The following is a 21,650-nucleotide window of genomic DNA, read 5'->3' as shown; positions in this document are numbered from 1 at the left end:
GGTGGCGATACTTCCTCTGACGATAGAACGCCGGAGCCTGTGGTAGTCGTTATTCGGGGGAACCGGTTCGGTCGAGAGTCGCGAGCGCCCGGCGGAATCGAAGCCGATTCGCCGTCGAGACGCCGGACCGCCGTCCGACGCGTCACGTCAACCCCGGCAGCAATCGGTCCCTCGAACCGACCGAGGCCGAGAAGCCCCGAACGTCACTCGTTGGCGGTCGGGTCGGGGTTCGAGACGAACTCGAAATCGGGACGGCGTTCGGGTCGCCCGCCGTCGGTCGTGACGGTCCGATCACCGCCGCCCGCGGTGGGCGACGTGGCGGGAGCACGCTCCTCGCCACGGCCGCCCACCTCAAAGCCGGCGAGCAGTTCCGAGAGGTCGGACGTCTGCGAGGCCAGCGACGCGATGCGGTCCGAAACCTCCGACAGCGAGGCGGCCTGCTCCTCGGCGGCCGCCGAAGCGCTCTCGGCCTCGTCGCCCGTCCGCTCGGCGACCGCGGTCACGTCGTCGACCATGCTGACGACCTCCTCGGTCGAGGTCGCCTGGTCGTCTGTCGCCTCGCTGATCTCCCGGACGCCGACGTCGACCTGGCCGACGCTGTCGGCGATCTCCTCCAGGGCGTCGAGGGCTTCGGTCACGGTGTCGGTGCCGCGGTCGACGCCCTCGCCCATCGTCTCCATCTCCGAGACGGTTTCGGCCGTCGAACGCTGGATGTCGTGGATGAGTCCCTCGATACGGTCGGTTGCCTCGTTGGCCTCCTCGGCCAGCGCCTTGATCTCGGCGGCGACCACGCCGAAGCCGTCGCCGGCGTCGCCCGCGCGGGTCGCCTCGATGGAGGCGTTGAGCGCGAGCAGGTTGGTCTCGGCCGCGATGGCCCGGATGACCTCGACCACCTCGCCGATCTCCCCGATTTCCTCGGCCAGCGACTCCACCTCCGCGACCGTCCGGTCGGTCGTGGTTTCGATGTCGGTCATCCCGTCGACCGCCGCGCCGGCCGACTCGGTGCCCTGAGCGCCCATCGTCGAAACCTGGTCGGCCGTCGCGGCGACCTGGTCGGCCGACGCCGCGATCTCCTCGACGGTCCCCGAGAGGCCGTGCATCTCACCCACGACCTCCCGGAGGTTCTCGCGCTGGCGGTCGGTGCCGTGGGAGATCTCCTGGACCGACTCGCCGACCTCCGCGCTCGCGGTGCGAATCTCCTCGGCGCTGGCGTCGACCTCGGTGCTGACGTGGGTGACCTCGTCGGCGAACGACCGGATGTCGCGGACGGTCCGCTCCAACTCGTCCATCATCTCGTTGAACGTCTCGCCGATGTCCTGCATCACGGCCGCGCGGCTCTCGGGGTCCATCCGCACGCGGAGGTCGCCGGCGGCCGCTTGCTCCATCACCGACTCGTACTCCCTGGCCTTCCGGCGGAGCGCCTCGTTGAACGTCTCGGCCTCCTTCCGGGACTCTTCTGCGTCCTTCCAGGCCGCCTCCGCGTCCTGCCGTGACGACTCGGCGTCCTGGCGCGAGCGCTCGGCCTCGTCGCGGGACTCCTCGGCCCCCCGGCGGGAGGCCTCGGTTTCGCGCTTCTCGGTCTTGAGGTCCTCGACGACGGCGAGTGACCCGGTGGCGGCGACGGCGAACACGCCGGTCGTCACCGCCAGCAGCGAGACGCCGATGACGTCGAGCAGTTCGCCCTCGATACCGAGCCACTCCAGCGACACCGTGGAAACCCACAGCAGGCCGAGGAACGACGCGAACGCGAAGTTCGTCCAGAAACTCGCCTCGACCCCGCCCAACCGATAGTTGCGGAGCCCGTACGCGATGGCCACGACGTACGCGACGACCGCGACCACGTCGAAGACCGCCGTCGCGTCGACCACGGGTTAGACCTCCCCTTCGGCCCGCTCGGTCAGGAGCGTCCGGCGGCGCTCGCGGGCGGCGAACGCGAACGCGACGCCCGACCCCATGAGTCCCGCGCCGTGCTCGACGAGGTTGAAGAAATCGCCGAACGCGAACGCCTCGGCGTTCGTGGCCACCGCCGCGACGACCAGCATCGCGTAGCCCGCCGTGAACCACTTCGACTCGTTACGATAGTGGATTACTACCGGAAATAATCCGATAATTGCAACACAAGCTAGCACGATTTCCTTCGGGTCTAGTACTGTTAGCGCATCTGGCATAGATTTCGTTCACCATTCACGGTGGCCCCTGTGCGAAGGGGTGACAAAAACGTTGCCTAGATTCTAACGGAAGATAATTATGTTCCGGGGGCGTCGCGGCTCCCGGTTCTTCCCCCTCGGCTCAGGAAGAGTACTCCGGAACCGCCGGCGAACGCGAACAGACCTGCGGCCAGGAGCAACGGCCGGTAGCCCGTCTCGGTCGCGACCCCGGCGAACAGGATCGGCCCCGCGGCCCGCCCGAGGAACGTCGCGGAGTTGCGCAGACTCAACGCGCCGGCACGGTACTCCCGGGAGACGAGGTCGCTCAACAGCGCGTCGACGGAGGGCAGGGTCAGACCGACGCCCGCGCCGACGACGACCACGCCGGCGACCACGAGCGCGAGTGACGTCGCGACCCACGCCGTCAGCAGGCCGACGCCGTAGCAGGCGTAGCCGAGCGCGACGATTCGGTCGTCGGAGAACCGCCGGGCGAGTCGGCCGTTCGCGGCCGCGACTGCGGTCGAAGTCGCCTCGACGGCCGTGATGACCAGTCCGATGTGGACCGGCGAGAGGTCGTACCGGCGCGCGAACAGGAACGGGACGGTCGTGAGGACGGTGCCGAAAAACAGCAGTTCGGTCGCCAGCGCGGTGCCGTAGGGGATGGCCGCGGCCCGCGTCGACAGCGTTCGCGCCACCCGTCGGAGGTAGGCGACGCCGCCCCGGTGGCGCTCCGCTCGGGGTTCGTCCAGCGCGAACCACGCGAAGACGGCGACGGGGAGTCCGGCGAGGTACGCGAGGAAGGGCGCGCGCCACGACAGCGTGGCGAGGTAGCCGCCGACGAGCGGGTAGACGCCCGCGCCCGCCGACAGCACCGCGGTGTTGACCCCCAGCACCGCGTTTCGCTGGACGCCGTCGAACGCGTCGCCGATGAGTGTCACTGTCGTGACGAAGATGCCCGCGGCGGCGGTCCCCTGGAGCAGTCGAATCGCCAGAATCGCCTCGAAGTTCGGCGCGGCGGCTATCGCGCCCCCTGCGAGCGCGAAGACGAACAGCGACGGGACCAGCACCAGTCGTCGACCCCACCGGTCGGCGAGTAGGCCGATGAACGGCGAGAGGACGATGCCCGTCACGAAGTACACGGAGACGAGGAGGCTCGCCGCCGCGTCGCTCAGGCCGAAGGCGGCCCTCACCACGGGGAGCGCCGGGGCGACCAGCGGCACGCCCAGCGGCGCGAGCGCGGTGGCGGCGAAGACGACTCTGACGGTGGGCGAGCGCCACGGCACGGCGGCCGGCGTGCGACTAGCCGTCGTCACGGATTCCCCCGGTTTAGCTCCGAGCGAGCACGCAGTTCGCGACTGCGACCCGACGCGCTCGCCGGTGGAGGACGGACCTGCGACGGCCACGTGGGTAAACGTTTGGTGCTTTCGGGGTGCTGGTTTCAGGGTGCTGGGGCTGTCGATTCGCGGGATTCGTCGTCTCGCCGGACGCCGTCGTCGAAAGGGCCCTCGCCCAACAGGGGCGACCGTGCGCGATTTCGGGGGCGAGTCAGACGCCCGTTCGACGCTCGACCGGAACTTACAGAACGAGGCCGGTCACCACTGTACGCGTGACACGGACCGTCGACGACCTCAGGAACGAAATCCGACGAGCGGTGGACAGACACGAGCGCGTCGAATCGACCGCCTTCACCAAAGAAGCGCTCGCGGCGCTCTGCGACGCCGTGGATTACGATATCGATGTGGACCGTCTGCCCTCTAAACCGCAGATGCGGGCGGGCGTTCTCTGGAGGATAGGTCGCTTAGACGAGGCCGACCCGAGCAGTGCCGAACGTCCGTTCCGGAAGGCCGAACTCGAATCTATCGCAGATGCACTTCGGGACGAGTAGCGAGCGTCCCGCTGTTCGGTCGAACACCGAAAATCTTTGATTTTCGAACTCGACTTCGGCTACGCCTCGTCGAACAGCGTCTCGCCTTCGACCATGTGCTCTTCGACGACGTCCATGTCGAGCGTCACGCCCAGGCCCGGTTTCTCGGGAATCTCGACGTAACCGTCCTCGATGACGTCCTCCTCGACGAGGTCGCCCCACCAGCCCAGCTGGTAGCTGTGGTACTCGACCGCCAGCGAGTTCGGGATGGCGGTGCCGACGTGGGCGCTGGCCATCGTCGCGACCGGCGAGGAGACGTTGTGCATCGCCACCGGCACGTAGTAGGTGTCGGCCATGTCGGCGATTTTCCGGGTTTCGCGCATCCCGCCGACCTTCGGCATGTCGGGCGCGACGATGTCGACGGCCTGCTCTTCGAGCAGGCGGCGGTGGCCGTGTTTACGGTAGACGTTCTCGCCCGCCGCGATGGGCGTGGTGGTCGAGTGGGTGACGTTGGCCTGGACGTCGTGGTTCTCCGGCGGGACCGGGTCTTCCAGCCACCAGATGTCGTACTCTTCGAGCGCGCTCGCCAAGCGCTTGGCGCTGCCGGCCGAGAACGTCCAGTGGCAGTCGAACGCGACGTCGGCGCGGTCGCCGACGCGTTCGGTGACCGCCTCCACGATGTCGACCTTGTGCTGGATTTCGGGGTTGCGGAGGTGGCGGTTGGCGCGGTCCTTCTCGTGGCCCGAGGGCACGTCGAGGTCGAACTTGAGCGCGTCGTAGCCGAGTTCCTCGACCACGCGCTCCGCCTCGTCGGCGTTGCTCTCGGGGTCGGCCTCCTCGCCGGCGTGGCAGTCGCAGTACACCCGAACCTTATCGCGGTACTTCCCGCCGAGCAACTGGTAGGCGGGCACGTCGAGCACCTTGCCCGCGAGGTCGTGGAGCGCGATTTCGATGCCCGAGATGGCCGTGACGGTGACGCCCTGGATGGAGCCCTCGCCGCTCATCTTCTGGACGAGGTGTTCGAACAGGCGGTCGATGTCCATCGGGTTCTCGCCGACCACGAACGGCTTCATCCGCTCGATGAGTTCGGGTACGCCCGCGCCCCAGTAGGCCTCGCCGGTGCCGACGATGCCCGCGTCGGTGTAGATCCGGACCAGCGTCCACGGGAAGTTCCCGTCGATCATCGTGGTCTGGACGTCGGTGATCTCGATGTCGCGCAGACCGGCGCGCTGGCCCGTCGCGCCCATCGTCTCGGCCGAGAGGTCCCGCATCGTGTACTCGGCGTTCGGGTCGTGAAGCGACTCGTAGTTACGTCCCATGCTACCGGATTACTCGGCCAGTAGTAAAAATTTAGAGGATACGGAGGCGCCGGTCGACCGGTTCCGCGGTCGACCACCCGCTCGCTACGTGGTCGAGACGACCACCTCCCCGAATAAAAAGCTCCGGGCCGTTCTCGCGGGGTGCGCTCCCGTCCCGGCCGCGGCCGGGACGGGAGCGCGATAGGCATAGAGAGGTTCGCGAGCGCGACCGAGTGGAAGATTTGCGGCGGCCGGCGGTCAGAGCAGGCCGAGGTTCGAGAGGTCGTCTTCGAGCGCCGCGCGGTCGTCGTCGTCCATCTGGCGGAGCGGACTCCGGAGCGGGCCGGGGTCGAAGCCGACGTCCCGGACCGACAGCGCGGTCTTGACCCCCGCCATGTACGGCCCGCGCTTGAGGGCGTCGCGAACGTCGTACACGTCGCTCTGGAGTTCCCGGGCGCGCTCCTCGTCGCCCTCGTCGTAGGCCTCGTAGAGGTCGACGACGAGTTCGGGGAAGACGTTGGCGACGGCGCTCACCATGCCCGAACAGCCGATTTCCAGGCCGGGGAACAGTAGCGAGTCCGACCCGGCGAGGAACGTCAGTTCGGGGTGGTCGTCGATGGCCTGGCCGAGCCACGGCACGTCCTTGCTCGAGTCCTTCAGTCCGACGAGGTTGTCTATCTCGGCGAGCGCGTCGACCGTTTTCCGGGACAGCGAGTTGCCCGTCTTGCTCGGGATGTGGTAGACGTACACCGGCAGGTCGACCGATTCGGCCACGCGGCGGTAGTGTTCGACCGCGGCGTCGTGGTCGACCGGGTAGTAGTACGGCGTCACGACGACCACGCCGTCGGCGCCCACCATCTCGGCGCGCTCGGCGTGACCGACCGTCTGGCGGGTGCTCGGTGCGCCGACGCCCGCAATGACGGGGGCGTCGTCCCCGACCGTCTCGACCACGGCTTCCACCACTTCGTCGCGCTCGTCGGGCGCGAGTAGCGGGAACTCGCCGTTGGTCCCCAGCGGAAAGACACCGTGGGCGCCGCGGTCGACGACGAACCGGGCGTGGGCCGCGGTCGCGTCGTAGTCGACCGACTCGTCCTCGTCGAACGCGGTGATGGTCGGCGGGACGACGCCGTGCAGGTCCAGCGGGTCCTTGCTACCGGGTTTCGGAGCGTTGTCTGCCATGTTCGAACCGTGGCGGGCCGCGTCCTTAAGCGGTTTCGTCCCGGCAGGACTTTTTCGAGAGTGAGTAAACTTTTAGTCGGAGGACGCTAGAGTGGGAGGTATGAACGTGACCGTCAAACTCACGGGGACGCTGGTAGCGCGGACGGGGACCCACGAGGCCCGCGTGGGAGTTCGGGAGGGTGCGACGCTCGGCGAAGTCGTCGAAAAACTGGCCGACACGTACGGCCCGCAGGTTCGGGCGGGCGTCCTGAACGGCGAGCGCCTGCGCTCGGACACCATCGTCGTGCGCGAATCGGTCGACTCGACCGAGACGCTCTCGACCGCGAGTCCGCTGGAGTCGGGCGACACCGTGCGGTTCAGCCTGAACGTCTGAGCCCCGTTTCGGTCCTCCTGTCCCTCGGTTCTCCGGTCTTTCCGGCATCTCGTCTCCGTTCTTCCCCGATTTCGCCGCCTTTCCGATTTTCCGCTGCGAGCTGCGCGAGACGTACAGGTCCCTCGGCGTTTTGACGCTCTCGACCGTGCCATCTGACCTGACAGGCAATCGGATTTTGCACCCGCGTAACCACCCTCTGTAACGGGTCGGCCATCCGTTTCGGCGGTCGCCGCGGGGCGAACCGGTGTGAGCGTGGAGGCGCGGCGACGAGGGGCGCGCAAAATTCGGGGTAAAGCGTGGGGGACAGCCGATAGATTCGCAGCAGACTCACACCGTACGCCGCGTTACAGCGTTGGGTGCTACCAAATAACAAAGATTCGGTCGCCGGTTGGTCGACCTATGTGGCGAACCCTCACCGTTCTCGGAGTCGTCGTTCTCCTGACCGTCGTCCCGTTCGGGTACGCCGGCGTCGGCATCGACAGAAGTGCGGACAGACTCCAGACCAATAGCATCGAATCGTGTACCACCATCACCGAACCGGGTCGCTACGTTCTCACCGCGAACATCACCGACAGTTCCGAGGACGCCTGCATCCGAATCGAAACCAGCGACGTGGTCCTCGACGGCCGGGGTCACACGATCGACGGGGTACAGAACCGGTCCCGGTTGGAGGCGTTCGCCAACGCGAGTTACGGTATCGTCCCTAACGAGACGGGCGAGACGACCCAAGCGGGTACCACCGCCGGACCGGACGAGACGGCAGAAGCAGCCCCGGAGACGACGGAACTGACCCCGGGCCCGACCGACGACGCTGCGAACGCGAGCGCGAACGACACGGCCAAGAATCGGACCGTCAACGTCAGCTATCCGACGCCCTCGAACCCCGAGTGGGCCAACACCGGCATCGCGGCCAACGCGTCGACTCCGCTGACGAACGTGACCGTGACCGACGTGACGGTTCGGGAGTTCGTCTTCGGCATCTACTACGACGACGTCTCTAACGGCGCGATGCGGAACGTGCGGGTGACGGGGAACGGCGACGGCCTCGAAATCCACCGGTCGAGCCGAGTGGCGGTCACCGAGAGCGCGCTCGACGGAAACCAGTGGGGGTTGTACGCAGAGAACAGTTCGGCCCTGCGTGTCGACCGGACGACCGCCCGAGAGAGCGGCGAGTCCGGCATCTACGTGTTCAACAGCACGTCGGTTCGCGTCTCTTCCAGCACGGTCGAGCGGAGCGGAGCGAGCGGCATCGTCCTGGACGGGGTGAACGACAGTCGAGTCGTCGACACCGCTTCGCGGGCGAACGAGTTCGACGGAATCTTCCTCATCGCCGGCGAGCGAAACCGGATTACCGACAACGAGGTCACCGGAAACGGACACGCGGGAATCTCGCTCATCCTCGGCAGCACGAACAACTCGCTGGTCGGCAACGTCGTGGCGAACACGACCGGGACGGACGAGTTCACCGCGATGGCCGGCTACTCCGCTGGAATCGTCGTCAACAACTCTAGCCAAAACCTCGTCGCCGACACGCTCGCGGCGAACAACACGAACTGGACGTACTACTCGTGGGCCGGGTCGAGAGACAACACGGTCCGGAACCTCACGACCGGCGGTGCGAGCGTCTCGTTCGTGGGCACCGACGTCGCGCTGGCCCGAACCGACGAGCGTCTCGGAGACGACGCGGCGGCGAACCGAACCGGAGTCGCGGCGACGAATCGAACGACGGCGGGCGCGGGCTTCGTCGTGGCGAACACGAGCGACGACGCCTCGCTGCGAGAGATGCGCATCGACTGGCGTCCGGGCGGCCGAACCGACGAACGGGGCGCTGACCGGACGGAACCGCCGGAGCCGACGTCCCCCGAACCGACGGCGGAGAACGGGGCGACCGTCGCGGAAGGAAACGAGACGGCGACGGTGGCCGGAGACGAAACCACCGCGGCGGCCGAGAACGAGACGGCCGGATAGCCCGAGCGGGTTTCCGGTCGGAGCCGTCCCCCGTTCGCGGGCGACTCACCCCAGGTTCGCCAGTCGGTTCAGCGCGTACACCGTCCGGAGCACGTCGCCGGCCTTCCCGCGGTCGAAGACGAGTTCGTCGGTCCGGACCACGTGGTCGAGCACGTCCCGGGAGGCGTGTTCGGGCGCGGCTCCGATTCCGCGGTCGTGTTCGGCGACCCACTCCATCACCCGGAGGTCGCTCTTGGAGTCGCCCATCACGACCGAGAAGGGGTCGTCGACGCCCAGCACGTCGAAGGCGGCCTCCACGCCGACCACCTTGTTGAGTTCGAGACTCCCGATTTCGGCGGCGTCGGCCTCGTAGTAGGCGACGTCGATGCGCTCGAAGAGCGCCGCGACGGTCTCGGGGACGTCCTCGGGCGAACAGGCGGGCGTCTCGCCCGCCTGTTCGAGCACCGCGCGGATTTCGGGGTCCTGGGCGGCGTAGTAGGCCCGCGCCCACTCGCTGGCGCGACTCGTTTCGTCGTCGGCGTCCGCGTCCCCCTCCTCGACCCGCGCGACCACGGCGTCGCCCAGCAGGTCGAGTTCGTATATCAGTGCCTCGTCGATGACTTCGCGGGCGCGCTTGCTCCCCGTCTCGAAGTTGGGCTTCATCGTGACGTTGAACTCGTTGCCCTGGAGGTGACAGCCTCGGCGGAGTTCCTCGGGGGCCTCCGAGAGGACGCGGGCGCGCACGTCGTCGAAGATGGCTCGGACGTCGGCGTCCAGGTCCTCGTAGAGCAGTTGTTTGGTGTCGGCGCCGTGGCCGGGCGTGAACACGCCGGTGCCGGCCTCGTAGACGATGGCGAGGTCGCCCGAGTGGACGATTTCACTCCCGAGGCCCTGAATCATGAACCCCTTGACGTTCTCCAGGGTCTGGCCGGTACAGATGACGATGGGGACGCCGTTCTCGTGGAACTCGGTGAGTAGGTGGAGCGTCTCGCGGGGAATCTCGTTGTCGGTGCCCCCTGCCGAGCGCAGCGTCTCGTCGACGTCGAGGACGAGGACGTTGACCCCGCGGTCGTACTTGGCGTGGAGGTCGAGCGCGGTGAACGCCTGGTCGCGGGTCGCCCGCGCGGCGATCTCGGCGAACGTCTCGCCGACCGCGGGGAACGCCTCGCGAATCTCGTCCTTCCGGGCGGCGAGTTCGTCGCTTGCCTCTTGCCAGTGTTCGAGCGCGACCCGGGAGTCGACGGGGGGAAACACGTCGACGAAGTTCTGGTACGCCCGGAGAGTCGCGGCGTCGAACTCGTCGTAGAGCCGATAGAGTTGGTCGTAACGCTCCATGCGTGGAATGGGGTCGTTTCGGGGGATAAAGGTCGGGGTCGGGGCGGACGGTGCGAACGTCGGGGTCGCCGGTGCTCGCCCGCGGACGTCGCCGCGACCACGAAACGCGGGCTAGAAAAAACGACGGTTACGACGCGTCGCAACGGAGGAGGCGGCTGTAACTCAGCCGACCAACTCCAGCACGGCCTCTCGGTGTTTCTTCGCAGTCGCCTCGCGCGCGTCCTCGCCGGCACCCTCGTTCCAGAGCGAGAAGCAGACCATCGGCGAGAGCCGCGAGGTCGCGAGGTAGAGTTCCCGGCGGCGCTCGTAGTCGTCGTCGCGGTCGATTTCGTTGGTTTCCCGGTAGCCCGCCAGGAGCGACGCCCGGACGCGTTCTCGGAGTGGGTCGTCGTGGGGTGCCCACTCGCAGAGGTACTGTTCGACGTCCACCAGTTCGCACTGGGCCTCCATCGTGGCGACGTTGCCCCAGTCGAGCACCGCGTGCGTCTCGCCGGTTTCGGGGTCGACGAGCAGGTTCCCGAGGCGGTAGTCGTCGTGACCGATTACCGCCGGGAACGACCGGTCGAGCGCGTCGAGGCGGTCGGCGACGAACGCCCGGAGGTCGGGGACGAGGTCCTCGAATCTCGCCTCGACGTTGTCGAGGCAGGAGTCTATCACCTCCTCGAATCGCTCGCGCCACGAGTCGCGGGTCGACTCGCCGAGCGTCAGCGTTCGGTCGCCCGCGGCGAAACGCCGCGGCGTTTCGCCGCGGGCCTCGTTCCGCCCTGTGGCGCTCTCGTCCGCGTACCCGGCGAGTCGGAGCGGGCCGAACCGCTCGAACTCGCCGAGTCGGTGGAGTCGCCCGAGGTTCCGCCCGGCGTCGCGGGCGATGCGCTCCATCGCCTCCGGGGCGAGGTCCCGGGCATCGCCCTCGCGAACTTCGCCGTCGAGGCGCTCCATCAGGAAGAACGGTGCGGGGAGGTCGTCGTGGTCGTCCACCGCGCCGACGATGCCCGGCACCGGAATCGACGTGCGCCGGTCGAGCAGGTCGAGCAGATACGGTTCGGGTCGGAACGCCTCCGGGTCGAGAAACTCGCACGCCTTGAGGACGCACTCGCGAGTCCCCTCGCCGGTGTCGACGGTCAGGAAGTACACCACGTCGGTCCCCTCCTCGGCGGGCGTCGCCGCCCGGAGCGTCCACTCCGGACGGACTTCCCGAACCATCCGGCCGAGAACGTCACCGGAGAACTGCTCACCTTCGCCGCTTTCGGCGCTCTCGTCGCTCATACGTCCGATTCGAATCGGGACGGTAGAAACCTTCCCCCGGTTCGTGAAAGAGTACCGCGGGGCGAAACCTTCCGAAACCACCGTCTCCGGGTTGTCGAAATCCGATCCACAGAACCGACGCGCGACCCTCGCGGTGGGGTTTCAGTTACACCGTGAGAGTGCCGGTCGCTGTCGTCCCCGTAATCGGAATAGCAGTCGCCGTCACGGTTCGAGACCGCGGTCCCGGCAATCGACCATCGATTCCCTCCCGGCCAATCTCTTCGCCGCATCTCCGTCGCACGCCTAGTCGCCGAACTCGAAGCCCTCCGCCGAGTCCTCGCGCTTCATCTCGGCGACCTGCCGCCGGGTTTCGGCGGCGTCGTGTTCGACCTCGGAGAGGCGCTCGTCCAGCACGGAGAGGATGTCGCTCTTGACCCGTTCGCCGTCGAAGCGCTCGCGCATCTGGGCCTCGGTGGCCTCGGTCACGACCTTGAAGAAGGCCGCGGCGACGCCGACGGCCCACAGGAGTACGCCGAGGAACACGACGACTAAGCCGGGTGCCGCGGTGGCCGCGGCGGTCCCGAGGCCCGCACCGCTCGCCAGTTGGTCGTAGGCCGCCCCGAGTCCCAGAACGACCCCCACGCCGAGGAATCCCGCGCCCAACAGGGTCGCGACGCCCGCCAGCGCGACGAAGTACACTGCCCACCGAAGCGAACTGCTCGCGTCCATGGGCGGTGACACGAACGCCGGGACATAAAACCATCCGTTGTCGTGTCGGCCGGTGTGAAAGTCGTTCTGCCGGTCTGCATCGCGACGCTCGATGGCCGGCGAACCCGCGCCCCGCCCGGAAACACTTGCCGTCGCGGTCGGGAAGCAATACGCTCGCGAGTAAATATTTCCGTAACGAACCGGTCGCAACATTCTTTATGAGCCTTCGTGTTCTCTCACACGCACACAATGGCTGTACTCTGGCTGGACGAAATCACTGCTGACGACCTCGAACTGGTCGGCGGGAAGGGCGCGTCGCTGGGGGAACTCACCGGCGCCGGCCTGCCGGTCCCGACGGGGTTCGTCGTCTCTGCGGGTACCTATCGGTCGTTCATCGAGCGGACCGGGATCGAGGAGGAACTCTTTGAGGCCGTCGACGTCGACACCGAGGACTCCGCGGCGCTCGCAGAAGCCCAGTCGCGCGCGAAGGAACTCATCCTCGAGACGGAGATGCCCGAGGAGATGCGCGAGGAGATCGTCGCGTCCTACGACGACCTCGAAGACGGCGAGGCGTTCGTGGCGGTCCGGTCCTCGGCGACCGCCGAGGACCTCCCCGACGCCTCCTTCGCGGGCCAGCAGGAAACCTTCCTGAACGTCACCCGCGAGGACCTCGTCGAGCGGGTCAAGCGGTGCTGGGCGTCGCTGTTCACCCAGCGCGCCATCTACTACCGCCAGGAGCAGGGCTTCGACCACGACGTGGTCGACATCGCGGTCGTCGTCCAGCGGATGGTCGACGCCGAGAAGTCCGGCGTGATGTTCACCAGCCACCCCTCGACCGGCGAGTCGAAGATCATCATCGAGGCCGCCTGGGGCCTCGGCGAAGCGGTCGTCTCCGGGTCGGTTTCGCCCGACAACTACGTCGTCGACCGCGAAACCGGCGACGTCGTCGAAACCACCATCGCCGACAAGAAGATGATGATGGAGAAGGACGAGGAGACGGGCGAAACCGTCGAGCGCGACGTACCCGAAGACAAGCGCAATGCGCAGGTGCTCTCGGAGGCCAACGTCGCTCGCCTCGTCGAACTCGGCGAGCGCGTCGAGGACCACTACGGCACGCCCCAGGACGTCGAGTGGGCCATCGTCGACGACGAGGTCTTCATGCTCCAGTCGCGGCCCATCACCACCATCGACGACGATTCGAGCGTCGCCGACGCCGACGCGTCGGCGTCGGCGGAGTCGAAGGGCATCGCCGACGGGAGCGGCGCGGTCGAGGCCGCCAGCGGCGTCAACGGCGGCGAGCAGTCGGCCGACGCGGGCGGGTCCAGCGGCGAGGTGCTGGTCAGCGGCCTCGGCGCGAGTCCCGGCATCGCCAGCGGTCCGGCCCGCATCGTCACGAAACTCGACCAGCTCGACAAGGTCGGCGAGGGCGACATCATCGTCACCGAGATGACCACGCCCGACATGGTGCCCGCGATGAAGCGCGCGGCGGGCATCGTCACCGACGAGGGCGGTATGACCAGCCACGCCGCCATCGTCTCGCGCGAACTCGGCTGTCCCGCGGTGGTCGGTAGCAGCGACGCCACCTCGACGCTCGAAGACGACCAGGTCGTCACCCTCGACGGCGACAAGGGCACCATCACCGAGGGCCGTCGGACGACCGAGGACGACGAACACGAGCCCATCGAGGAGGCCCGACCGAAGACGCCCGTCAAGCCGATGACCGCGACCGAGGTGAAGGTCAACGTCTCCATCCCGGAGGCCGCCGAGCGGGCGGCCGCGACGGGCGCCGACGGCGTGGGACTGCTCCGGATGGAGCACATGATTCTCTCGACCAACAAGACGCCCGCGAAGTACATCGACGACCACGGCGTCGACGCCTACGTCAACGAAATCGTCGAGGGCATCCGCGGGGTCGCCGACGAGTTCTACCCCCGGCCGGTCCGGGTGCGCACCCTCGACGCGCCGACCGACGAGTTCCGGCAACTGGAGGGCGGCGACGACGAACCCAGCGAGCACAACCCGATGCTGGGCTACCGGGGCATCCGCCGAAGCCTCGACCGACCCGACGTGTTTGCCCACGAACTCGAGGCGTTCGCCCGCCTCTACGAGATGGGCTACGACAACGTCGAAATCATGTTCCCGCTGGTCAACGACGCCGAGGACGTCGTGAAGGCCCGCAACCTGATGGGCGAGGCAGGTATCGACCCCGACAAGCGCCGGTGGGGCGTGATGATAGAGACGCCCGCCTCGGCGCTCGGCGTCGAGGAGATGGCGAAACAGGGCATCGACTTCGCGTCGTTCGGCACCAACGACCTCACCCAGTACACCCTGGCGGTCGACCGCAACAACGAGAACGTCGCCGACCGCTTCGACGAACTCCACCCTGCGGTGCTCGAACTCATCTCCCAGACCATCCGGACCTGTCGCGAACACGACGTCGACACGAGCATCTGCGGACAGGCCGGTTCGAAGCCCCAGATGGTCCAGCACCTCGTCAACGAGGGCGTGTCCTCCATCTCGGCCAACATCGACGCGGTCCGGGACGTCCAGCACGAGGTCAAGCGCGTCGAGCAGAAGTTACTGCTCGACTCGGTGCGCTGATAGGCGGTCGCCGTTTTTTCCGTCGCGTCTTCTTTCGTCCGTCACGTCGTGCTTCTGGCCAGTCGCATCGTCTTTCGCCCGTCACGCCGTTCTCCGGCCGTTTCACCGTCGTTCAAACCGTCGTGACGCGCTTCGGACGACCTCATCGTTCTCCGGTCGTCGCGCCGTTTCGGACGGGCCGAGGCCCGACCGCCGGGCGCGCCGCGCCCGGCGGTCGGGCACGTACGCCGCGGAACCGCCTGCGGGGCGCCGATCTTCCTGTCGTTTAGCCGGCGAATAACGCGATTTTGGGGCGTGAATAAGTTCGGCACGTAAGCGGGGCTTATCGTTCATAAGAGGGCACTAAACCCGGAAACTACTCGGCACGATGTCGCCGGTTTATTGGCATAGGCCGTCGTATCTCCGACGAATGCGTTCAGCCATAGCCGTACTCGTCGTCCTCGCGCTCGTGGCGTCGGCCGGGCTGACCGGAAGCATCGTGGCCCCCGCGACCGAAGGGCCGGCGTCCGCGCCCTCCACCGAGTCGCCGACGACCGAACCCTCGTCCACCACCCCGGTGGCGGCGACCGACACTACCGACCGCAAGCGCGTCGCCACGCCGACCGGGACGACGACCCGGAAGGCCGTGCTCCCGCCGGGCGTGAACGGGACCGCCGTCGAGAACTCCTCGGCGCTGGTCGCCGCCCACCGGAGCGTCCTCAACGCCACCGGCTTCGCGTTCCGGTTCCGGTCGAACGTCTCGGTCGGCTCCAGCTACCAGACCACCGAACAGCGCGGCTTCGTCGGAGCCGGCCTGGACCCGCTGGTCCTCCACTCAGAGAGCGTTCGCCACCTCGACAACGAGACGTCGCGGGTCGGCACCGACATCTGGGCCAACGACACCGACACCGTGGTCCGCTACGCGCGACACAACGAAACGCAACTCCGGCACTTCAACCGGACCGGCGACAACCTCGGCGTCCCCGACGAGACGCTGGCCCACCTGCCGCGGGCCGACCTCGAATCGCAGGTCACCCAGACGTGGCTGCTCGAACTCGCGCTGTCGTCCGGGACGTTCGAGCGCGTCGCCGTCGAACGCCGCAGTGGCCGTCCGGTCGTGGTGCTCGAAGCGACCAAGGCGGCCGACGCGAACGTCTCGAAGTTCGACGCGACGCTGGTCGTCTCACCCAGCGGGCGCGTCACCAGCCTGAACATGACGGCGGTGTACGACGCCGCCAACGGCACCGAACGGACGCGGGTTCACTACGCGTTCGAACTCGCGCCGCTGTCGGCCGACGGCGTCGAACGCCCGTCGTGGGTGAGCGCGGCCATCCCCAAACGGAACGCGACGAACGGGACGACGACGGTCGCCACGACGACCGTGACGAGCGGGACGACGACCGCGACGACCCGACCGTCGAACCGAACGACGACCGCGGAAACCGTCGGCGCGTCGAACGAGGCGACCGCCGCGCGGGCGGACGTTTTTTCCGGTCGGTTCGGCGAGTAGCCCGACCAAAGCCGTTTTACGGCGGTCTACCGTGCCTGTATCCGGGGGACTGACAGATAATGACACGAGACGACGGTGCCGACAGCGGTATCTCTCGGCGACAGTTCGTCGAGGGCGTCGGAGCGTCGGGAGCGGCGGTCGGTCTGTCCGGCTATCTCGACGAGGGAACGGTCGGCAACGTACAGAACCAGGGCGGGACGACGACCGTGCAGTGGGCGGCCGACTCCAACGTCAAGGGAGTCGAGAGCGCCTTACAGAAGGCGCTGCACGACGTCGGCCTCTCGAACGACATCGAGATTAGCGTGCTGGCGGGTCCGAACGTCACGGGCAATCGCCGGGCGCAGTACCAGCAGTGGCTGTCGGCGGGGCGGTCGAAACCGGACCTGATGATGATGGACAGCGGGTGGACCATCCCGTTCATCCGGCGGAACCAGCTGCTGAACTTGACCGACAAACTGCCCCAGAACAAGGTCAAGATGGTCCGCAACCAGTACCTGCAGCAGCTCGCGAAGACCGGCCAGAGCAAGAACGGCAACATCTACGGCGTGCCGTTCTTCCCGGACATCGCGACGATACAGTACCGCAAAGACCTCTTCGAGGAGGCCGGACACGCTCCGAAGCAGAGCTGGGCCACCGAGTCGATGCGGTGGAAGCAGTTCTCGAACATCGTGGCCGACGTCCAGCAGCAGACCAACACGAAGATGGGCTTCAGCTTCCAGGCGAAGGCCTACGAGGGGCTGTCGTGCTGCGACTTCAACGAGTTCATCACGAGTTGGGGCGGCGCGTACTTCGGCAATCCCAGGAAGAACCTCTTCGGCCCCATCGGTCAACGGCCGGTCACGCTCGCACAGAAGCCCGTCGTGGACTCCGTCAGGATGGTCCGGTCGCTCATCCACGGACCCGACGCGCAGAACACGCTGAACGGGTACAAGCAGATCGCGCCGCAGGCGGTGCTCCAGTGGTCCGAGGAGCCCTCGCGCAAGCCGTTCACGGCGGGCAACGTGGTCGCCCACCGCAACTGGACGTACTCCATCCGCACCAACGGCGCGGAGGACGCCTTCGGCAAGGACCTGGGCGTGATGCCGATTCCGTACGCCAAGACCGAACAGCAGGCCCAGCTTCCCGCGACGGGCGGGCCGACCTCGGCGCTGGGCGGGTGGCTCACCTCGGTCAATCCGAACTCGAAGAAACAGGATGCGGCGATACAGGTCATCAAGTCGATGATGAATGAGGACTTCATGTTCCGGCTGTTCGAGCTACTGGGCTGGGTGCCGCCGAACGTCGACCTGCTCAAGCGCCAGCGCGCGAAGCAGGTGCCTATCATGGGCCGGTACGTCGAACAGCTTCGCGTGGCCGCACAGGCCGCGCTGCCGCGACCGGTGACGGTCGTCTGGCCCCAGGAGTCCACGCAGATCGCCCAGCAGGTCAACAGCGCCTACGCGCCGGGCGGTAAACCACAGCAGGCGATGCAGAAGCTCCAGCAGTCGATCAAGGCCATCGAGCAGAGCGCCTGAGCGCCGAACCCGCGGCGTCCGCTTTCGCCGATTCGCTTTTTCTCCGTTGTCGGATTCGCCACGTTCAAGCCGTCGCGCCGCAAGCGTGCGAACATGACGCGCTCCGTATGGCTCAAGGCCGACGACGCGGTCGGCGACTGGGACGCCCGCCGGAAGCGAATCACGGCGGGACTGGAAGCGGGAATCGATTGGGTGCTGGTTGACGCCGACGACGTCGGTCGAGTCCGCGAACTCGGCGACGTGAACGTCGCGGCGTTCACCAACGGCGACGTACAGGTCATCGACGAGGCGGAGGACCTCGCCCGACCGGACACCTACGTCGTGGGTAAGGACGGCGAGGGCGACGGGACGGTCGACCTCCCGGCCGACTTCTCGGGGTCGGCCGACCTCTCGACGCTCCGGCGCGACGACGACCGCGCAGACGGCGCGTACGTCCGCATCCTGAGCGAGGACTACGAGGCGTTCGCCGAGGCCGCCGCCCAGGAGGCCGACCACACCATCGTCGTCGGTGAGGACTGGACCATCATCCCGCTGGAGAACCTCATCGCGCGTATCGGCGAGGAAACCGAACTGGTCGCGGGCGTCACCTCCGCCGAGGAGGCCAAGACCGCGTTCGAGACGCTCGAACTCGGCAGCGACGCCGTCCTGTTGGACGCCGACGACCCCGACGAGATCCGCCGGACCGTCGAGGTCCGCGACGAGGCCGAGCGCGAACGCCTCGACTTCGAGTGGGGCACCGTCACCGCCGTCGAGCGCACCGGGAGCGCCGACCGGGTCTGCGTCGACACCGGGAGCCTGTTCGAACACGACGAGGGGATGCTGGTCGGGTCGTTGTCACGGGGGCTGTTCTTCGTCCACGCCGAAACCGCCGAGTCGCCGTACGTCGCCTCCCGGCCGTTCCGGGTGAACGCGGGCGCGGTCCACGCCTACGTCCGGACCCCCGACGGCGGTACGAAGTATCTCTCGGAGCTCAAATCGGGCGACGAGGTGCAGGTCGTCGACCTCGACGGTCACACCCGCGAGGCGACGGTCGGCCGGGTGAAGATAGAGAAGCGTCCGATGTTCCGGGTCGAGGTCGAGTTCGAGGACGGCGACCGGGTCGAGACGCTGCTGCAGAACGCGGAAACCATCAAGGTGCCCACCAGCGCGGGCCGCGCCGCGGTCACCGACCTCGAAGAGGGCGACGAACTTCTGGTCTACCGCGAGGGCGGCGCTCGCCACTTCGGCGAGACGGTCGAAGAGAGCATCATCGAGAAGTAGCGTTCCTCAGTGGGAGACGGCGGTTTCTTCGGTCGGGGTGTTGGGTCCCTCGCGCTCGGGTAGCGGCGTCGTGCACCACTGACAGAAGTCGAGGTCCTCGTCGACGGGTTTGCCGCAGGCGGGACACCGCTCGCCTTCTTCCTCTGCGTCGGTCGTGCCCCGGAGCGCCAGCCAGTAGGCGTCGATGGCGCTGAACAGGCGCACGACCCAGATGGGCAGTAGCGCCTCCAGCGGGAGGTCGGACGTCGCCTCGACCGCGGCGTTCCACGCCGCCTGGAGGCCGCCGGATTGGGCGGCCGCCACCGCCGAGTCCGGAATCGGGACGAACAGGATGATGGCGCTCAGGAGGAATCCGAACCACATGAGCGAGCGGAGCCACTCGCGCAGGTAGACGTGCCCGAGTCCGGGCAGGAAGAACGCCAACACTGCGCCCAGCCACGGACGCTTTTCGGATTTCGTATGAGTCACTAGACGGGGATAACCGACGAGGGATGTTTAAGCTTGCGCCCGACCGTTTGCTGCGCTCAACGTCCGCGAGCCGTCGGCTCGCGGGCGTTTCGCTGGCAAAACGTCGACGAAAAGCGCGTCGTCACCGCCTCGTTCGCTCCGAGCGAGGCGGCTCTGCCAGCCACATCGCTGTCGCTCCTTCGAAGGTTCTTCGGCCCGCTCGCTTCGCTCGCGGCGGATACGCTGAAGCCGACCGCGGGACGACTCGTGCGGGCGCTTCGCCGCTGTAACCGTCGAAAGCCGCCCGGCGCACGAGCGCTTAAGTAGGAAAACGGGACCAAGAAGTGACGTGTTCGCCCGTCGGTCCGTCGTCGCGTCGGTCGCCCGCCTCCTCGCAGCGTTAGCGCGACTGCTCGGCCGCGTCGCGGCCGAGCAGTCGCAGGCTCGCAGTCGGCGTCTCCCCGTCCACTCAAGACAACTGCTCGACGAGGCGCGCGAGCGTCGCAAGGTCGTACTGACCCGGTGCGGTGGCGTCGCCCGGGTCGACGGGCGCGTAGCCGATTCTGGAGCCGTACAGCGGCGCGACGGCCCGCGAGTGGCGGCCCGGTTCGCCCATCGCCATCGTCGCCACGCGCGCGCCCGAGGTCGCCATCTCGTCGGTCACGGCGAGCAGGTCGAGCACGTCGCTCCTGCTCCGGGCCGTGACGGCGAGTTTCCCCACGTCGGCGCGCTCGGTGGCCAACTGGAGTCGACTTCGCATGTCCATCCGCGAGGGCGTCGCTTCGAAGTCGTGGACCGAGGCGACGACCGCCGTCCCCGCCTCGCGGGCACGCTCGGCGACCGCTTCGGCCTCGCCGGCGGTGAGGCTCTTCAGTTCCACGTCGACCGCGCCGACGCAGGCCAGTTCGGCAGCCTCGGCCAGCGCGTCGAGTCGCCCCTCGTCGTCGGCCTCGCCGCCCTCCCACGTCGCCCGGTTCGTGGCGAGAATCGGCAGTTCGCCGTCGTACTCCCGGAGCGACGAGAGCGGGTCGTCGGCCAGGTCCATCCGAAACTCCACCGCGTCTGCGTGTTCGCGCGCCCGGCGCTCGGCGTCGAGATCCGTGACGCTGGCCGCCAGCACGAACTCCTCGAACTCCATGGCCGGGCGTGCGCCCGCCGCGCTCAAAAGGCTACTTATCGTCGAACGGCCGGTGGGAGACGGCGTAGTCGTCGCCCTCGCGCCGACACTCCGCCACCGTGTAGAGCCGGATTCGGCGCTCCTGGTCGGTCATCACCCGGAAGTCGTAGTTCTCGGCCTCGTACTCCAGGTCGTCTCGGCCGGCCGCGAACGCCCGATGGTCGGCGAGTCGTTCGCCGACGACGTCGTCGGCGAACGACTCGACACCCTCGATTCGGTCGTCGAACGCCGCTCGGAACTCGCGGCGGAGTTCGTAGCCCACCGAGTCGCGCCCGGCCACCATCGCGGCGAGCGTCGTCGTGCCGGTCCCCCAGAAGGGGTCGAGCACGGTGTCGCCGTACGCCGAGTACATGTTGACCAGCCGGTACGGCACCTCGAACGGGAACGCCCCCGAGCGCTCGCGGGGTTCTTCGCCCGTCAGGTCCTGGGCCTCGCCGCGCACGTCGGTCCAGAGGTCCGAGAACCAGTCGTTGCGCTCCTCCCAGAAGTACGCCGCCTCGTAGCGCCGGTCGGCGTTGGGTTCGAACGACCGCGACCCGCTTCCGTTCCGGAAGATGAGCACGTACTCGTGTTCGAGGGTGGCGTAGGCGTTCGGGGGGACCATCCCCGACCCCATGAACTTGGCGTGGCTGTTGACCGGCTTGCGCCAGAGCACGTCGGGCAACAGGTCGAAGCCGCGAGTCCGAAACCGGTCGATGAGTTCGGCGTGGTTCGGATAGAGTTGGAAACCGTCGCCGACGCTCCGGGTGGCGTCCCCGACGTTGACCGCGGCGATGCCGCCGGGGACAAGCACGCGGGCGAGTTCGTCCCAGACGGGCGCGAGCGCCTCGTGCATCGACTCGAAGGCGGCGTCGCCGTCGCCCGCGGCGAGAAAGTCGCCGACCGCGGGGTCGAGTTCGGAGAAGAGTTCGTCCCACATCTCGATCATCGGGTACGGCGGCGAGGTGACGACGAGTTCGACGGAGTCGTCGGCCAACTGCTCCATCGCGCGGGCGTCGTCGACGTGAATCCGGTGTTCGGTCTCCATCCGCTCCCTTGACTCATCGCGCAGACGATAGAACTCTCT

The 21,650-nt window shown here is 67.7% G+C and carries 18 protein-coding genes; 7 read left to right on the top strand and 11 right to left on the bottom strand.

The window, feature by feature from the left end; all coding sequences use genetic code 11:
* Positions 1-203: 203 nt before the first annotated feature.
* The 3 genes from NGM07_RS17285 to NGM07_RS17275 form a co-directional block, all read right to left on the bottom strand.
* Positions 204-1,868 carry a methyl-accepting chemotaxis protein gene (locus tag NGM07_RS17285; RefSeq protein ID WP_253513797.1) on the bottom strand — a complete coding sequence of 555 codons (1,665 nt, stop codon included), beginning with the start codon at positions 1,866-1,868 and terminating at the stop codon, positions 204-206.
* Positions 1,869-1,871: 3 nt separating this feature from the next.
* Complete coding sequence (locus NGM07_RS25610) at positions 1,872-2,168, bottom strand: DUF8530 family protein (RefSeq protein ID WP_382193654.1); 297 nt, start codon at positions 2,166-2,168, stop codon at positions 1,872-1,874.
* Positions 2,169-2,245: 77 nt separating this feature from the next.
* Positions 2,246-3,460 (bottom strand): MFS transporter, encoded by a 1,215-nt coding sequence (locus tag NGM07_RS17275; RefSeq protein WP_253513794.1) that lies wholly within the window; start codon positions 3,458-3,460, stop codon positions 2,246-2,248.
* A gap of 293 nt (positions 3,461-3,753) precedes the next feature.
* On the opposite strand from NGM07_RS17275, the gene NGM07_RS17270 reads away from it, so the two are divergent.
* Positions 3,754-4,032 (top strand): hypothetical protein, encoded by a 279-nt coding sequence (locus NGM07_RS17270; RefSeq protein WP_253513792.1) that lies wholly within the window; start codon positions 3,754-3,756, stop codon positions 4,030-4,032.
* A gap of 59 nt (positions 4,033-4,091) precedes the next feature.
* On the opposite strand, the gene NGM07_RS17265 is transcribed toward NGM07_RS17270, so the two are convergent.
* Positions 4,092-5,330 carry a mandelate racemase/muconate lactonizing enzyme family protein gene (locus NGM07_RS17265; RefSeq protein WP_253513790.1) on the bottom strand — a complete coding sequence of 413 codons (1,239 nt, stop codon included), beginning with the start codon at positions 5,328-5,330 and terminating at the stop codon, positions 4,092-4,094.
* A gap of 237 nt (positions 5,331-5,567) precedes the next feature.
* Positions 5,568-6,488, bottom strand: coding sequence for a dihydrodipicolinate synthase family protein (locus NGM07_RS17260; protein ID WP_253513788.1), 921 nt, complete (start codon positions 6,486-6,488; stop codon positions 5,568-5,570).
* 100 nt (positions 6,489-6,588) lie between these two features.
* On the opposite strand from NGM07_RS17260, the gene NGM07_RS17255 reads away from it, so the two are divergent.
* Together NGM07_RS17255 and NGM07_RS17250 are read left to right on the top strand one after the other, a co-directional pair.
* Positions 6,589-6,861 carry a MoaD/ThiS family protein gene (locus NGM07_RS17255; RefSeq protein ID WP_253513786.1) on the top strand — a complete coding sequence of 91 codons (273 nt, stop codon included), beginning with the start codon at positions 6,589-6,591 and terminating at the stop codon, positions 6,859-6,861.
* A 399-nt stretch (positions 6,862-7,260) separates the two neighbouring features.
* Positions 7,261-8,829: a right-handed parallel beta-helix repeat-containing protein gene (locus tag NGM07_RS17250; RefSeq protein ID WP_253513785.1), complete on the top strand. Its 1,569-nt coding sequence runs from the start codon at positions 7,261-7,263 to the stop codon at positions 8,827-8,829.
* Between the two features lie 45 nt (positions 8,830-8,874).
* Here NGM07_RS17250 and NGM07_RS17245 read toward each other — a convergent pair whose 3' ends face one another.
* From NGM07_RS17245 to NGM07_RS17235, 3 genes are all read right to left on the bottom strand, one after another.
* Positions 8,875-10,143 (bottom strand): HAD family hydrolase, encoded by a 1,269-nt coding sequence (locus NGM07_RS17245; protein ID WP_253513783.1) that lies wholly within the window; start codon positions 10,141-10,143, stop codon positions 8,875-8,877.
* 162 nt (positions 10,144-10,305) lie between these two features.
* Complete coding sequence (locus NGM07_RS17240; protein ID WP_253513781.1) at positions 10,306-11,409, bottom strand: phosphotransferase family protein; 1,104 nt, start codon at positions 11,407-11,409, stop codon at positions 10,306-10,308.
* A 282-nt stretch (positions 11,410-11,691) separates the two neighbouring features.
* Positions 11,692-12,117: a hypothetical protein gene (locus NGM07_RS17235; protein ID WP_253513780.1), complete on the bottom strand. Its 426-nt coding sequence runs from the start codon at positions 12,115-12,117 to the stop codon at positions 11,692-11,694.
* Between the two features lie 228 nt (positions 12,118-12,345).
* Between NGM07_RS17235 and ppsA the strand changes: the two genes are divergently transcribed.
* The 4 genes from ppsA to NGM07_RS17215 all read left to right on the top strand — a co-directional run bounded on the left by ppsA (position 12,346) and on the right by NGM07_RS17215 (position 18,960).
* A complete protein-coding gene (ppsA, locus tag NGM07_RS17230) occupies positions 12,346-14,697 on the top strand; it encodes a phosphoenolpyruvate synthase (RefSeq protein ID WP_253513778.1) in 2,352 nt (783 codons plus the stop codon).
* A gap of 409 nt (positions 14,698-15,106) precedes the next feature.
* Positions 15,107-16,186 (top strand): hypothetical protein, encoded by a 1,080-nt coding sequence (locus NGM07_RS17225; protein ID WP_253513776.1) that lies wholly within the window; start codon positions 15,107-15,109, stop codon positions 16,184-16,186.
* Between the two features lie 59 nt (positions 16,187-16,245).
* Positions 16,246-17,700, top strand: a complete 1,455-nt coding sequence (locus tag NGM07_RS17220; protein WP_253513774.1) for an extracellular solute-binding protein — start codon at positions 16,246-16,248, stop codon at positions 17,698-17,700.
* A 93-nt stretch (positions 17,701-17,793) separates the two neighbouring features.
* The gene (locus tag NGM07_RS17215; RefSeq protein ID WP_253513772.1) at positions 17,794-18,960 is read left to right on the top strand and encodes a 3-dehydroquinate synthase II; all 1,167 of its coding nucleotides are present in this window, start codon (positions 17,794-17,796) and stop codon (positions 18,958-18,960) included.
* 6 nt (positions 18,961-18,966) lie between these two features.
* Here NGM07_RS17215 and NGM07_RS17210 read toward each other — a convergent pair whose 3' ends face one another.
* The 3 genes from NGM07_RS17210 to NGM07_RS17200 all read right to left on the bottom strand — a co-directional run bounded on the left by NGM07_RS17210 (position 18,967) and on the right by NGM07_RS17200 (position 21,611).
* Complete coding sequence (locus NGM07_RS17210) at positions 18,967-19,428, bottom strand: zinc ribbon domain-containing protein (RefSeq protein WP_253513771.1); 462 nt, start codon at positions 19,426-19,428, stop codon at positions 18,967-18,969.
* Between the two features lie 448 nt (positions 19,429-19,876).
* Positions 19,877-20,545: a type I 3-dehydroquinate dehydratase gene (locus tag NGM07_RS17205; RefSeq protein ID WP_253513768.1), complete on the bottom strand. Its 669-nt coding sequence runs from the start codon at positions 20,543-20,545 to the stop codon at positions 19,877-19,879.
* 31 nt (positions 20,546-20,576) lie between these two features.
* Entirely contained in the window at positions 20,577-21,611 is a 1,035-nt protein-coding gene (locus NGM07_RS17200; protein ID WP_253513766.1) for a DNA-methyltransferase, read from the bottom strand.
* Positions 21,612-21,650 lie beyond the last annotated feature (39 nt).

This window comes from Halorussus vallis (assembly GCF_024138165.1).
GTDB lineage: Archaea > Halobacteriota > Halobacteria > Halobacteriales > Haladaptataceae > Halorussus > Halorussus vallis.
The sequence above is the reverse complement of the archived record's forward strand: the minus strand, read 5'-3'. Positions and strand labels throughout refer to the sequence as shown.